Annotated in this window: 13 protein-coding genes; 12 read left to right on the top strand and 1 reads right to left on the bottom strand. The window is 37.9% G+C overall.

The features are described 5' to 3' along the window. Positions 1–47 precede the first annotated feature (47 nt). From groL to KFZ58_RS04190, 11 genes are all read left to right on the top strand, one after another. Positions 48–1688, top strand: coding sequence for a chaperonin GroEL (gene groL / locus KFZ58_RS04145; protein ID WP_235793577.1), 1641 nt, complete (start codon positions 48–50; stop codon positions 1686–1688). 419 nt (positions 1689–2107) lie between these two features. Then, a complete protein-coding gene (locus KFZ58_RS04150; RefSeq protein WP_235793578.1) occupies positions 2108–4222 on the top strand; it encodes a heavy metal translocating P-type ATPase in 2115 nt (704 codons plus the stop codon). 132 nt (positions 4223–4354) lie between these two features. Continuing rightward, positions 4355–4633: a glutaredoxin family protein gene (locus tag KFZ58_RS04155; RefSeq protein ID WP_235793579.1), complete on the top strand. Its 279-nt coding sequence runs from the start codon at positions 4355–4357 to the stop codon at positions 4631–4633. A 189-nt stretch (positions 4634–4822) separates the two neighbouring features. Beyond that, a complete protein-coding gene (locus KFZ58_RS04160; protein WP_235793580.1) occupies positions 4823–5125 on the top strand; it encodes a metal-sensing transcriptional repressor in 303 nt (100 codons plus the stop codon). Between the two features lie 16 nt (positions 5126–5141). After that, positions 5142–7532 (top strand): heavy metal translocating P-type ATPase, encoded by a 2391-nt coding sequence (locus KFZ58_RS04165; RefSeq protein ID WP_235793581.1) that lies wholly within the window; start codon positions 5142–5144, stop codon positions 7530–7532. A 34-nt stretch (positions 7533–7566) separates the two neighbouring features. Next, complete coding sequence (gene copZ, locus KFZ58_RS04170) at positions 7567–7776, top strand: copper chaperone CopZ (protein WP_235793582.1); 210 nt, start codon at positions 7567–7569, stop codon at positions 7774–7776. 240 nt (positions 7777–8016) lie between these two features. Next, complete coding sequence (locus KFZ58_RS04175; protein WP_235793583.1) at positions 8017–8607, top strand: class I SAM-dependent methyltransferase; 591 nt, start codon at positions 8017–8019, stop codon at positions 8605–8607. A 392-nt stretch (positions 8608–8999) separates the two neighbouring features. Beyond that, positions 9000–9125, top strand: a complete 126-nt coding sequence (locus tag KFZ58_RS19130; RefSeq protein WP_255695048.1) for a hypothetical protein — start codon at positions 9000–9002, stop codon at positions 9123–9125. Positions 9126–9146: 21 nt separating this feature from the next. Next, on the top strand, positions 9147–9872 hold the full coding sequence (locus KFZ58_RS04180) for a cytochrome c biogenesis CcdA family protein (RefSeq protein ID WP_235794656.1): 726 nt from the start codon (positions 9147–9149) through the stop codon (positions 9870–9872). 14 nt (positions 9873–9886) lie between these two features. Then, positions 9887–11272 (top strand): sensor histidine kinase, encoded by a 1386-nt coding sequence (locus tag KFZ58_RS04185; protein WP_235793584.1) that lies wholly within the window; start codon positions 9887–9889, stop codon positions 11270–11272. Then, on the top strand, positions 11265–11939 hold the full coding sequence (locus KFZ58_RS04190; protein ID WP_235793585.1) for a response regulator transcription factor: 675 nt from the start codon (positions 11265–11267) through the stop codon (positions 11937–11939). Before KFZ58_RS04185 ends, KFZ58_RS04190 begins: the two co-directional genes overlap by 8 nt. 124 nt (positions 11940–12063) lie before the next feature. Here the strand turns inward: KFZ58_RS04190 and KFZ58_RS04195 are convergent, their stop codons facing one another. After that, positions 12064–12390 (bottom strand): four-helix bundle copper-binding protein, encoded by a 327-nt coding sequence (locus KFZ58_RS04195; protein ID WP_235793586.1) that lies wholly within the window; start codon positions 12388–12390, stop codon positions 12064–12066. Between the two features lie 280 nt (positions 12391–12670). On the opposite strand from KFZ58_RS04195, the gene KFZ58_RS04200 reads away from it, so the two are divergent. Further along, positions 12671–14239, top strand: a complete 1569-nt coding sequence (locus KFZ58_RS04200) for a multicopper oxidase family protein (RefSeq protein WP_304956818.1) — start codon at positions 12671–12673, stop codon at positions 14237–14239. The last annotated feature ends 587 nt before the right edge of the window (positions 14240–14826 follow it).

The raw sequence follows: 14826 nt of genomic DNA on the forward strand, positions 1-14826 counted from the left end.
GAAATAATAAAAATTTTCGGACTAGAATAGAAGGAGGAAATTTTCATATGGCTAAACAACTTAAATTTAATGAAGACGCACGTCGCGCAATGCTTCGTGGTGTAGATACATTAGCAGATGCTGTAAAAGTAACACTCGGACCAAAAGGCCGTAATGTTGTATTAGATAAAAAATTCGGTTCTCCATTAATTACAAATGATGGTGTAACAATCGCAAAAGAAATCGAACTGGAAGATGCATTTGAAAATATGGGTGCACAGCTTGTATCCGAAGTAGCATCTAAAACGAATGATGTTGCCGGTGACGGTACAACAACAGCTACAGTACTTGCACAAGCAATGATCACAGAAGGTTTGAAAAACGTAACTTCAGGTGCAAATCCAGTAGGCATCCGTCGCGGGATTGAAAAAGCAGTAGAAGTTGCTGTAAAAGAATTGCAAACCATCGCAGAACCAATTGACAGCAAAGAATCGATTGCTCAAGTTGCATCCGTTTCATCCGGTGACGAAGAAGTCGGAAGCCTGATTTCTGAAGCGATGGAACGCGTTGGTAATGACGGTGTTATCACGATTGAAGAGTCAAAAGGATTCAACACAGAACTTGAAGTTGTTGAAGGTATGCAATTTGACCGTGGCTATGCATCTCCATACATGGTTTCAGACCAGGATAAAATGGAAGCAGTCCTGGAAGATCCATATATTTTAATTACCGATAAGAAAATCGGAAATATCCAGGAAGTATTGCCAATTCTGGAACAGGTTGTACAACAAAGCAGACCGCTTCTAATTATTGCTGAAGATGTTGAAGGAGAAGCACTTGCAACATTAGTTGTGAATAAACTCCGCGGAACATTTAATGCAGTAGCTGTAAAAGCACCTGGATTTGGCGACCGTCGTAAAGCAATGCTTGAAGATATCGCAACATTAACCGGTGCAGAAGTAATTACAGAAGATCTTGGTCTGGATCTTAAGAGCACAGAAATGGAACAATTAGGACGTGCTTCTAAGATTGTTGTTACGAAAGAACATACAACAATTGTAGAAGGATCCGGAAATCCTGAAACCATTTCCTCCCGTGTAGGGCAAATCCGTGCACAAGCAGAGGAAACTACTTCTGATTTTGATAAAGAAAAACTACAAGAACGCCTGGCTAAATTAGCTGGTGGTGTAGCGGTGATCAAAGTCGGTGCTGCAACTGAAACGGAATTGAAAGAACGTAAACTGCGTATTGAAGATGCGTTAAACTCTACACGTGCAGCAGTTCAAGAAGGTATCGTTTCCGGTGGTGGTACAGCACTTGTGAATGTTTACAAGAAAGTAAGTGATTTAACACTTGACGGTGATGAATCAACAGGTGCCAGCATCGTACTTCGTGCACTGGAAGAGCCTGTACGCCAAATCGCCCACAACGCTGGTCTTGAAGGATCAATCGTTGTTGAGCGTCTAAAAGGCGAAGAAGTTGGCGTAGGTTACGACGCTGCAAATGTCCAATGGGTAAACATGGTTGACGCTGGAATTGTTGACCCGGCAAAAGTGGTACGTTATGCACTTCAAAACGCTGCATCTGTAGCAGCAATGTTCCTAACAACCGAAGCTGTAGTCGCAGACAAGCCTGAAGAAGATGGCGGCGCTGCTGGCGGCGGAATGCCTGACATGGGCGGTATGGGTGGAATGGGCGGCATGATGTAAACATGTCTCCATGCCTGTGATGACAGGCCTTTGCCTTTATGCAAAATTGAAAACCTTACAAAATTAAATATAAAGGACGTTTTCGTAGAAGCTGATAATTTTTACGGAGACGTCCTTTTTTCTTTTTATTTACATATGTCTTTTAACCAGAAAGAAAAAGGGTATAAACAAGAGATGGAAATGTAGGCACAACTCATATAAATCGGTATACTAGGGTTTACTAGTTGCGAAAAAACACTCAAAAAGAAATAAAGCATTAGTCACCATAGCTAAAAATAGTCTTGTCAAATGAAGATAGTTTTTCTTTTCAGTTTTAAAATTACCCTACATAGGTATAGTATGATATAGTAGAAATAAGGAATGGATATTTGTGCAACATATGGAAGGACAAACAAAATAATTTAGAAGGAGTGATATTAATGGCAAAACATGAAGACGAAAAACATAAGCACAGCGAACACAACCACCATAACCATGACCATCACCATCATGATGGTGAAGAACATACCCATGACAGTCATCAAAGTCATGCGCATGGCCATGGTAGTCATGGGGGACATGACCATGGCGGTCACGGAGGTCATGGGCATCATGATCATGGAGATATGATCGGAGATTTTAAGAAACGATTCTTTATTTCTTTAATTATTACCATTCCAATTCTCGCTTTATCGCCTATGATTCAAACCTTTATAGGGGTTGATTGGCGTTTTGCTGGTGATATGTTTATTTTATTTGCATTATCAACAGTCGTATTCTTCTATGGTGGCTGGCCATTTATAACAGGTGGAATTAGTGAGTTGAAAGATAAGAATTCTGGAATGATGACACTCATTGCTCTTGCTATTACCATAGCGTACGGATATAGTACCATGGTTGTATTTGGCTGGGAAGGCAATCAGTTATTCTGGGAACTGGCAACATTGGTCGATATTATGTTACTCGGTCACTGGATTGAAATGCGGTCGGTGATGGGTGCATCTAACGCGCTTGAACAGCTGGTGAAACTTATGCCAAACGAAGCACATCGATTAGATGATAATGATCAAGTACAGGATGTGCCTTTATCAGAGTTGAAAAATAATGACAGGGTACTTATAAAACCGGGCGAAAAGATCCCTGTAGACGGAACGATTTTTGATGGGAATTCAGCTATTGATGAATCTATGCTTACGGGGGAATCCGTTCCGGTTGAAAAAGATAAAGGTGATGAAGTTATCGGCGGATCGATTAATAAGGAAGGCTCCCTTACCGTACAGGTTGAAAAAACGGGGGAAGATTCCTATTTATCACAGGTTATTACAATGGTAAGGGAAGCACAGGAATCAAAATCCAGAACACAGGATTTGACGAACCGCGCGGCTAAGTGGTTATTTTACCTTGCACTAGCTGCCGGCTTTGCGACCTTATTTATTTGGTTGCTCTTGGGGTACTCTTTTGATGTTGCCATTGAACGGATGGTTACCGTTATGGTTATTACCTGTCCGCATGCGCTCGGACTCGCAGCACCTCTTGTTGTAGCAGTTTCTACATCTATTTCTGCCAAAAAAGGATTGTTAATCCGGAACCGTGCTAATTTTGAAGGGGCACGTAATTTGAATGCAGTTGTTTTTGATAAAACAGGTACACTGACAAAAGGTGAATTTGGTGTAACTAATATCGTGCCTAGTGAGGGATATAACGAAGGAGATCTTTTGAAATATGCTTCCACTGTAGAACAAAACTCTGAACATCCGATAGCAACCGGGATTGTGAAGGAAGCGAAGGAACAAGAGGTTGCTTTAGGAAATTTAACTGATTTCGAGTCCATAACAGGAAAAGGAATTCAAGGGAAAGTGGATGGAAGAAAAGTAAATGTTGTCAGTCCGGGTTATGTAAGTGATAATAATTTTAGTTACGATCAGCAGTTGTTTAATGAAATGTCAGAAGAGGGAAAGACCGTTGTATTTGTACTGGTCGAGGATGAATTAGCCGGTATGGTTGCACTTGCCGATATGGTTCGTGAGACTGCCAAAGAAGCAATCGCATCATTAAAAAAAGAGGGCGTTCATTCGATTATGCTTACAGGTGACAATAAGAAAGTAGCAAACTGGGTGGCAAAACAACTGGGTATCGATGAAGTCTATGCAGAAGTTTTACCGGATGATAAAGCGAATCAGGTGAAACAAATACAAGCAAAAGGCTGGAAGGTTGCGATGACGGGTGATGGGGTAAATGACGCACCTGCCTTGGCAACAGCTGATTTGGGGATTGCTATTGGCGCAGGTACGGATGTAGCAATGGAAACAGCTGATGTGGTGCTTGTGAAAAGCAACCCAAACGATGTTGTGGCATTAATGGATTTATCGAAAAAAACGTATCGAAAAATGGTCCAGAATCTCTGGTGGGCAACAGGTTATAATATTTTTGCCATACCACTGGCAGCAGGTGTCCTAGCACCCATTGGCATTGTACTAAGTCCTGCAGTAGGGGCAGTATTGATGAGTTTGAGTACCATTATTGTTGCGATCAATGCAAAACTATTAAAAGCTTAAGTAATGTCATTAAACAGCTATTTAAGTAAAACTCTAGCGTGAGGTTATTGTAGTAAAATCACGCTAGATCTTTCCGAAGAAGACATGGAGTTTATTATAGAAGTAAAAGAATAAGCAATAGGGGTTAGAGATATGGCTAAATATCATCTGGAAATCTACACGAGACCTACTTGTTCGGATTGCCAGGATTTGAAAAAATTCTTGGAAAGTCATCGTATTCCGAACAAACAATATGATTTAGCAAAACAACCATCAAAAGAAAAAGATCTTATAAATATAACGGGAAATAGAATCGTACCAGCACTTGTATTTTCTGATCCATCCCTTTTGAGGTTAGTGAGAAAGCCAAAAAGCATGATTGGGTTTGAAAGGAATAAGGATGAAATAAAGAGGCTGTTAAATGTAGGATAGCTAATATCATTATGATTAGAGCGGGAGTATTTTTGGCTAAATACCCTCCCTCCCTCCCTCCCTCCCTCCCTCCCTAGCTAGGTATGGTAATTATGAATAAGGTGTAATTTAACCTTTTCCTGGTTTTTTGTTGACAATAATACCATTCGGGGGTATAGTGTAAGTATAAAAGAAAAGGAAGTGATTTATTTGGATAAATTCTTACATGATCACCCAAGTACCCCAAGAACAGAAGCTGAAAAGGAAAAAACGATTAACCGCCTGAAACGGATAGAAGGTCAAGTTCGTGGAATACAGAAAATGGTGGAAGAGGATCGCTATTGTGTAGATATTTTAGTACAAATTAGCGCCATTCAATCCGCATTAAAAAATGTAGGCTTCGCTGTCACGGAGCGACATATCAACCATTGTGTTAGTGATGCGATTAAACAAGGAGAAGGCGCGGAAACGATTGAGGAATTAATGAGTGTACTGAAGCAGTTTTCCAAGTAGTTAGGAGGGAGCATTCATGAGTGAAACCGAAACAAATCATGCAACACTTGGTGTAACAGGCATGACCTGTGCTGCTTGTTCCAATCGTATTGAAAAAGTTTTAAATAAAATGGATGGCGTAGAAGCCCGGGTCAATTTAACGACAGAAAAGGCAACGGTAGATTATGATTCAGAAAAAACTTCCGTCGAAGATATTTCGAATAAAATTGAAAAAGTCGGCTATGGTGTTTTAATGGAACAGACTGATTTAGATGTTTTTGGAATGACCTGTGCCGCATGTTCGACCCGTATTGAAAAGGTATTGAATAAGCAAGGCGGTGTCAAATCTGCAAATGTAAACTTAACAACAGAAACGGCATCTGTCGAATATAACCCAGGACTCGTTGATACAAAAGGAATCATTGATAAAATCAAAAAATTGGGTTATGATGCACAGCCTAAAGCGGAAGCAGAAGAAAAGCAAACGCATAAAGAAAAAGAAATTAAAAATATGAAGACGAAATTAATCGTTTCAGCCGTGTTAACTGCGCCGCTAATAGTAACCATGTTGGTTCATTTATTTAATATGAATATACCGGATATATTCATGAATCCGTGGTTCCAATTTGCACTCGCAACACCAGTACAATTTATTATCGGCTGGCAATTTTATGTTGGTGCATATAAGAACCTTCGTAATGGCGGGGCAAACATGGATGTGCTTGTTGCATTAGGAACGAGTGCAGCATATTTCTATAGTCTATTCGAAGCATTTAGGACCATCGGAAATCCAACGTACGATCCGCATTTGTATTTTGAAACAAGTGCTGTCATCATAACGTTGATTTTATTTGGTAAATATTTGGAAACAAGAGCGAAAACCCAGACAACGAATGCATTATCCTCGTTACTGAATTTACAGGCAAAAGAAGCCCGCGTGATAAGAAATGGCGAGGAAATCATGACTCCAGTGGAGGAAGTTGCTGTAGGTGATCGGTTAGTTGTAAAACCTGGTGAGAAAATACCTGTAGACGGTAGGCTTGTAAAGGGTAGAACCTCTATAGATGAATCAATGATCACCGGGGAATCCATCCCGATTGAAAAAGACGTAGATGCTAGCTTGATTGGCTCAACGATAAATAAAAATGGCTCGATTGAAATGGAAGCCACAAAAGTTGGCAAAGATACGGCACTTGCATCAATTGTAAAAGTAGTTGAGGATGCACAAGGATCGAAAGCACCAATCCAACGATTAGCTGATGTCATTTCTGGCTATTTCGTACCGATCGTTGTAGGCATTGCCCTTCTAACATTTATCGTATGGATTTCATTTGTACAACCTGGGCAAATTGAGCCTGCTTTAGTCGCAGCGATTGCTGTTCTTGTGATTGCATGTCCATGTGCTTTAGGGCTTGCAACACCAACATCCATTATGGTTGGCACAGGAAAGGGTGCAGAAAACGGCATTCTTTTCAAAGGCGGAGAACATCTCGAACGTACCCATGCATTAGATGCAATCGTGTTGGATAAAACGGGAACCATCACAAAAGGAAAACCTGAAGTAACAAACTTTACAGGTGATGATGAGACATTACGGTTACTCGCGAGTGCGGAAAAAGGTTCCGAACATCCACTTGCAGAAGCGATTGTTGCCTATGCAACAGAACAAGATATTGATTTAGATGAAGTAGATAATTTTAACGCTATACCCGGACACGGTATTGAAGCTACGATCTCTGGCAATCAAATTCTTGTTGGAAATCGAAAACTAATGCAGGATCGCCTAGTCACTGTTGGTGATGAGGCGCAAGAAATGGCCGAGTATGAAGGGCAAGGCAAAACGGCTATGCTGATTGCTGTTAATGGGAAATATCGCGGAATTGTTGCGGTTGCAGATACGATTAAAGAGACAGCGCCACAAGCAATTAAAGAGTTACAAGGTCAAGGATTAGAAGTGATCATGTTAACAGGCGATAACGAGCGAACGGCACAAGCCATTGCCGGGCAGGTTGGCATCGACCAAGTAATAGCCCAAGTATTACCTGAAGAAAAAGCGAATAAAGTAAGAGAAATTCAGTTGCAGAATAAAAAAGTAGCAATGGTTGGGGACGGGATAAATGACGCTCCAGCACTTGCAATCGCCGATATTGGAATTGCCATTGGAACTGGAACAGAAGTGGCCATTGAAGCTGCTGATATTACGATTCTTGGTGGCGAGCTATTGCTCATACCGAAAGCCATTAAAATCAGCCATGCAACAATTAGAAATATCCGTCAAAACCTCTTCTGGGCATTCGGTTACAATACAGCAGGAATCCCGGTTGCAGCAGTCGGTTTACTTGCACCATGGGTTGCTGGCGCTGCAATGGCGCTGAGTTCTGTAAGTGTTGTTTCTAACTCCCTTCGCTTGAAGAGAGTTAAGATATAACTTTTTCTAAAACCTTTAAAGGGGGTGAAAAAGCATGGAACAAAAAACGCTAGATGTTCAAGGCATGACATGCGGACATTGCAAAATGTCCGTTGAAGGTGCATTAAATGAATTAGATGGCGTATCAGCAGCTGAAGTTAACTTAAAATCTGGCAAAGTAGATGTTACTTTTGACGAATCAAAAGTAAATGTTGAGACACTAAAAGAAGCTGTTGAAGATCAAGGCTATGATGTTAGTGCCTAGTGCCTAAAAAATAAAAAAGCTGGTTTTCTGACTGGAAAATCAGCTTTTTTTATTTAAAGAATTAAAGCAAGGTTGGAAAAAGTTAGCCATGATAGGTGATAGCATTAATGATGCCCTTTTAGTGAATGATTAAAACGAGCAAAATACAAGCGAGGAATCAACATCCGATTCACAAGGTAATATGTCACATGGTATGTCCAGTTCTGGAGAAATCTCTTCCTGAGGTGAGGTGAATGAAGAATGGGAAAATGGTTTCCATCTATTTATGATTTGTTAATGAGACCGCTTGAACAAACTAAGTTTAAGAAAATACGTAAAACATTGGTAAGTCAGGCAGTAGGAAGGGTGCTGGAGGTTGGTTCAGGTACAGGAGTGAACTTTCCTCACTATCTGGATGCAACACGGGTAGATGCAATTGAACCGAACCCTTTGATGAAGGAACGAGCACTTAAAAGGACGGAGAGAGCACGTATCCCTATTCAAACCTATCTGGTCAAAGCGGAAAAGCTTCCGTTTGCGGATAATACATTTGATTCAGTTGTAGCCACGCTTGTTTTTTGTACCATTCCAGAACCGATGAAGGCTCTTCAAGAAATTCAACGAGTTAGTAAACCTAATGCGAAAATTTTATTCTTTGAGCATGTAAGATTAGATCAAGCATCCTTAGGAAAAACACAGGATATATTAACACCGTTATGGAAAAAAATTTGTGACGGATGTCATTTGAACCGAGACACCTTAGAACTAATAAAACAGTCAAACTTGTCTGTTTTGAAAGTGGACTCCTATTTTAATGGGATCTTTTTGTCTATTAAATGTTTAAATGAATAAAGTGAGTGCGTTGTGTTCTGGTATTAAGCTAGAGGGTTCATAACTTTTAACGTTCTGGTTGGTTTTCAGGTTTGATAATTATTGGTTTTTTTAGGATATAAATATGTTCGTTGAGGATTTTAAAGGAGTGGTTATCAAAAGGTGAGATAGATGAATCAGAGAATGGACGGTTAAAACCAGTTTAAAAAGAATTTAAAAAACAAACGCTGCACAAAAAATGGATATTTTTTTGTATGATATTAGAGGATTTACTTTCTCAAAAATAAAGAAAACAACATAGTTAGGGGGGATACAGGTTCAAATGATAAAGCAAGTAACGATTACATATAGCAGAATACAGTAGTAATGATGGTAATGAAGATGGGGAATTTGAAGCTCCTTATGACGGGCCTATGTATATTGCACAAAATCCACAGGATAATCAGGAGTTTGCTGCCTATATCACAAAAGGTCAGGCTTATAGATCAAAAGATGGTGCAGAATCCTGGGATCAAATTTTAGAGAATGAAGTAAATTAAACCATAGTGAGTTGAATGAATATGTTTGATCTTTTTAATCAAATTAGCGGTATGTTAAGTAGACCAATTCATGAGCTGGCATATGGATTCGAACATATGCCGATACTATTCACTTTTTTCCTAGGTGTAGTTGGAGCAGTTGCCCCATGCCAGCTTACAAGTAATATTAGTGCAATTACTATTTATGGAAATAAATCACTAGTAGATAAGGTTCCCTGGTTACATGTACTCTTATTTATATTGGGGAAGATTGTCGTATTTTCTGCACTTGGGATCATTATTTGGCAATTGGGGCAGGAAGTTCACAGTGCTTTATCACAAATTTTTCCAGTCCTACGTAAAGCAATTGATCCTTTACTTATTATATTTGGGTTGTTTATGATTGGGTTGTTTCAATTCAATAAATCATTTGGAATGATTAAGATTCCAGACAGGTTAAAAGATAGCTATACTGGAAGTTTTTTATTGGGAGTTAGTTTTACATTAGCCTTTTGTCCAACGATGTTTGTTTTATTTATATTAACATTAATGCCGGTTGTTATGACAACATCCTATGGTGTCATCCTTCCTTCCATATTTGGAATTGGCACATCCCTTCCACTTTTGCTTGTTATCTTTTTAATTTGGTATTTTGGAGCAAGTGGTGCTATTTTAAAGAAAAGCAGAAAGATTGGTGCGATTACCCAAAAGATAGCTGGGGTATTACTCCTTCTTATTGGTATTTTTGATACATTAACCTATTGGTAGTAAAGAGGTTCATTATGTTTAATAAACTATCTTTTAAAATTGGATTATTATTTTTCATTTTTATCTTAGTCATTGAGTCTTTTTTATTTTTAATACTATATACGAACTTGGCCAATGATCGAATCGAAGAAGTAATGGACAACTTATTAGCGCGTGGAAACACCCATAGTGATGTACTTGAAGATCATTTTGAAAGTCCAACATTAGAACATGTTGGACTAATGGAATCTGCCTCTGATTATGTAGTTATAATCACCGATGCAACCGGAAATATTCTTATTAATTCTGACCCTATTGAAGAAGAAATGCTGGATGTTATGGAGCATACTGATTATGAAGACATGCCAAATGGGGGAGAAATTGTTGAAGATCGATGGACCGAGAAGGAATATATTGTAACAGATAGTCCAATTAATATTGATGGAGCGCATCAAGGTCACGTCTTTATGTTTGCTCACACAAATACTGTTAAAAGAATTGTAGACCAATTAAGTGATCAGTTTTTCGTTACGGGCATCATTACGGTACTTCTAACAATTATTACGATTTTTATATTGTCTAGGTTTATTACACTTCCATTAATTAAAATAAAAGAAGCAACTGAACATTTGAGTGAAGGCAGAAATAGGATTGAGTTATCTAAGGAACGAAAAGATGAACTAGGAGAATTGGCAAATTCAATTACTAAACTATCGCAAGACTTGGATCGATTAAGAAATGAGAGAAATGAGTTTCTGGCAAGTATATCACATGAACTTAGAACACCATTAACCTATATAAAAGGATATGCAGATATAATTAGCCGCCCCGATATTACAGATTTAGATAGAGAAGAGTATATTGGTATTATTCGTGAAGAGACAGAACAATTGAATGTGCTAATTAAGAACTTATTTGAATTAGCAAAAATGGATCAAAATCAGTTTGATATCAAACGTGAGAAAGTTGTGTTGGGAGAGTTGATCCAATCGTTAGCAGATCGCATTAGACCAGCATACACAGAGAAAAACATATCATTTTTAGTCAACTGCCCTAATGATACAGTTGCATATGTCGATTCAAAACGATTTCAACAAGTTTTGCTAAATGTATTGGATAATGCGAGAAAACATTCGCATGCAGGTAGTCAGGTTAAATTAGAAGTAAGCGAAACGAATCAATATGTCAAAATTTCTATTACAGATAATGGAGAGGGTATTCCAAAGAAAGACCTTCCAAATATATTTGATCGTTTGTACAGAGTTGAAAAATCAAGGTCACGGAAAAGCGGTGGCACCGGGTTAGGATTAGCGATCGCTAAAGAAATTATAGAATCACATGGTGGATCGATAGAAGTGCAAAGTGAATTGGAAAAAGGCACAAGTGTTATTATATGGTTAAGGAGAGGTAGTAATGAATAAAGTGCTGTTAATTGATGATGAGAAGCGAATGTTAGACTTATTGGCTTTATATCTAAAACCTCACAATTATGATTGCAAGAAAGCATTTGGAGCAATTGAAGCCCTAACCTTTATAAAAGAAGAAGTTTTTGATATCGTTTTACTTGATATTATGATGCCAGAAATGAATGGATGGGAACTTTGCAAGGAAATTAGACGAATTACCGATGTACCTATCATTATGGTAACTGCCCGTGAGCAAAAAGAGGATATTGTTAAGGGATTGAAACTAGGTGCAGATGATTATATCACTAAACCTTTTAATGAAGAAGAACTAGTTGCTAGAATGGAAGCATTGTTACGTAGAAGGGATAAAACAAATACTATTGAAATAGACGGGTTGCTATGGGATGAATCCCGATTTGAGCTTTCCTATAAGAATAAACCAATTAATTTAACTCCAAAGGAATTCTTGATGATTGGACATTTAATGAAAAACCCTAATCAGGTATTTGAACGGGAAAAATTAATTGATTTAATTTGGGAATTTGAGTCGGAAACAGGGGGTAGAACAGTTGACTCTCATGTTAGAAATATAAGAGATAAGATTCGACAGGCCGGATTTCCAATTGACGAGTACTTCGTAACGGTTTGGGGTGTGGGGTATAAATGGATCAAATCACCTTAATATATTATAGGTTATCTGCCTCTTAAATGGTTGTATTAATAATAGATTGCTCACAACTATATTATTATAATTATGAGCAATCCTTTTAATTAAAGTTGTAAACTTTTCGTACAATCAAAATTAGTTAAGCGATACTTCTGCAAGCGTCTGCACATCTATAGCAAGCATCCGCACATTTTTGACAGTGATCATGATTATGTTTTTTACATTCATCCCCACAAGCCTCGCAAATAGTAGCACATACAGAAGCTAATTCAGAAACAAAGGGTGTACCTCTTGAGATTGCTTGTTCTAAATAAGCACAAATATCAGCACATTCTCTATCTAATCGAATGCACTCGGCCATCATTTTAATATCGTCCTCTTTTAAGCATGCATCATAACAGTGATTACACTCTGTCATACATTCATGTAAAGTTTGTAATAGTTGTTGATGCTGTTCATGTGCCATTAATAAAACCTCCATTTTAGTGATTTTTTGATTACATAATATAAGTTTCCCGTTAAATTTTAATATAAACTGAAATAATAAAACTCCATAAAAACTGCACAAATTCTTTACAAACGTAAAGCTATGTACTTCATCAAATAGTAACTTTTTCTTGATAAATTTTCGAAAGTTTTAATATATAGTTACATTGTTTAGGAATCATTATTTCACTAAGTACCATCATTTGTGCTATTAATGCTTAGCCTTTAAAGAAATTGATTAATATGTAAAAATTCATTTAATGGGAGTTATGGTTTATGAAAAGAAAAATATTATTAATAAGTTTAACTTCTTTATTGCAGCACTTGTTTTATCGGCTTGTACAGGGAATGATGAAACAACACCTGAATCAAACGCAGATAAGGAACATGAGTCAAATGGAAACATGAATGAAGAAGAGTCTGATTCCATGGAAGAAGGAATGGATCATTCAACTATGAATGATGACACAATGGAGAACGGTCATATGAGTCATGATGAGGTGGTAAGTTTAAATGATTCAACGGGGGAAAATGAATTGAAAATGCCTTCCATGCTTGAAAGCGATAATGAAGAAGAAGTTGTATACACTGTTCGAGCACAAAAAGGAGAGACTGAAATATTTGATGGTACTAAAACGAAAACGCATGGATACAATGGGTCTTTTTTAGGGCCGGTGCTTCGATTTGAAAAAGGTGATACGGTGAAAATAAGAACGATAAATGAGCTAGATGAGGAAACCACTTTTCATTGGCACGGGCTGGAAGTTTCAGGAGAAGAAGATGGTGGCCCACATAGTATTATAGAACCTGGAGAAGAAAAGTTAATCGAATTTGAAGTGACACAAGAGGCATCAACACTATGGTTCCATCCTCATCCAGATGGAAAAACGTCTGAACAGGTATACAATGGACTTGCAGGATTGATTTATATCGAAGATGACAATTCAAAGAATCTCGGATTGCCAGATGAGTATGGAAAGAATGATATTCCCTTGATTTTCCAAGATAAAACATTTGATGATGAGAAACAATTGAATTACAGTGCTGCAATGAATGAGGATGGAACAATCGGTGATACGTCATTGATTAATGGGACGTTAAATCCAAAGTTGACTGTGAATAAAGAAAAGGTTCGTCTTCGTCTATTAAATGGGTCTAATGCGGGGAATTACACATTTAAATTGAATACAGGGGATTCCTTTATGCAAGTTGCAACAGACGGAGGTTTCTTGAATGAACCGGTGACACTAGATGAAATTACACTGACCCCATCTGAACGGGCGGAAATAGTTATTGATTTTTCACAGCTTAACACAGAAGATGAGTTGGCGTTAATAAATGAGGAGGATGGATCTATCCTTTTACTGTTTGAGGTTTCTGATCAAAGTGGAAAGAATAGCAGCATTCCTGAAAAGATGAATGATTTTTCAATTACAGAAGAAGAGATGAACTTGCCAGTTACAAAGGAAGTGGAACTCTTTGGGATGATGGACCAAGTAATGATCAATGGAAAGAAATTTGATCCAGATAGAATTGATTTCACACAAGAGCAAGGGGTCACTGAAGTGTGGGAAATTTACAATAAGCCGGATATGATGGGCGGGATGATTCATCCATTCCACATTCACGGAGCTCAATTTAAAATACTTTCCAAAAATGGAGAAGACCCACCAGAAAATGAACGGGGATGGAAAGATACTATTTCTGTAGAACCAGATGAGACAGTTAGAATAGCTGTTCAATTTAAGCATAAGGGTGTGTATATGTTCCATTGTCATATTCTTGAACATGAAGACAACGGTATGATGGGGCAGGTAAAGGTGGAATAAGCTCAATCTGAAAGTATTGGCGGTCCGTAATATAACGTTGGACATGTAAAAAAATGATTATTAAAATAGCCAGTGTGATTAATGATAGTTCACACTGGTCATATTAAAATTTGCACTAATCATATAGAAGGGGATATTTGACATCTATTTAAAACCCACAAATTAACTATACTAATTCTCCTCGCTTTGAAGTGTTCACTGTCTATTTGTAAATTGGAAAATAGGATAACCACGACAATAAAAGCAGACATGCAGAATATTAATGGATGAGTTGAATAACAGATCCATCTGTGACTCGTTTTCTTATTTTTTGTTCCAATTTATCTTGTGGAATCGTATCAAAATAGGATTTTAAATCCACATCAATGACATAATTGGCGAGTTCAAATGCTCCGTCACCTTATCTGCAGCATATGTACACTAATCCTAAGACTGAATCCATAACTGCACGGGAGAAATACTTAAATATAGCATCTTCTAATACATATTTGAATAATTTGTGTCAATTTGCAACCTCTTAAAATCTTCATAGTTTCTACACATAATTATGCTATGCTAGTAAATAATGTTTGCAAAAAAAGCGCTGA

This window comes from Virgibacillus sp. NKC19-16 (assembly GCF_021560035.1).
In the GTDB taxonomy this organism is placed as follows: domain Bacteria; phylum Bacillota; class Bacilli; order Bacillales; family Amphibacillaceae; genus Virgibacillus_L; species Virgibacillus_L salidurans.

Excerpts from the sequence above, each read along its gene's own strand:
- KFZ58_RS04200 (WP_304956818.1), top strand. The coding sequence starts at position 12,671 with ATGGGAGTTATGGTTTATGAAAAGAAAAATATTATTAATAAGTTTAAC.
- KFZ58_RS04190 (WP_235793585.1), top strand. The coding sequence starts at position 11,265 with ATGAATAAAGTGCTGTTAATTGATGATGAGAAGCGAATGTTAGACTTA.
- KFZ58_RS04150 (WP_235793578.1), top strand. The coding sequence starts at position 2,108 with ATGGCAAAACATGAAGACGAAAAACATAAGCACAGCGAACACAACCAC.
- groL (WP_235793577.1), top strand. The coding sequence starts at position 48 with ATGGCTAAACAACTTAAATTTAATGAAGACGCACGTCGCGCAATGCTT.
- KFZ58_RS04195 (WP_235793586.1), bottom strand. The coding sequence starts at position 12,390 with ATGGCACATGAACAGCATCAACAACTATTACAAACTTTACATGAATGT.
- KFZ58_RS04175 (WP_235793583.1), top strand. The coding sequence starts at position 8,017 with ATGGGAAAATGGTTTCCATCTATTTATGATTTGTTAATGAGACCGCTT.
- KFZ58_RS19130 (WP_255695048.1), top strand. The coding sequence starts at position 9,000 with ATGTATATTGCACAAAATCCACAGGATAATCAGGAGTTTGCTGCCTAT.
- KFZ58_RS04185 (WP_235793584.1), top strand. The coding sequence starts at position 9,887 with ATGTTTAATAAACTATCTTTTAAAATTGGATTATTATTTTTCATTTTT.
- KFZ58_RS04165 (WP_235793581.1), top strand. The coding sequence starts at position 5,142 with ATGAGTGAAACCGAAACAAATCATGCAACACTTGGTGTAACAGGCATG.
- KFZ58_RS04180 (WP_235794656.1), top strand. The coding sequence starts at position 9,147 with ATGTTTGATCTTTTTAATCAAATTAGCGGTATGTTAAGTAGACCAATT.
- copZ (WP_235793582.1), top strand. The coding sequence starts at position 7,567 with ATGGAACAAAAAACGCTAGATGTTCAAGGCATGACATGCGGACATTGC.
- KFZ58_RS04155 (WP_235793579.1), top strand. The coding sequence starts at position 4,355 with ATGGCTAAATATCATCTGGAAATCTACACGAGACCTACTTGTTCGGAT.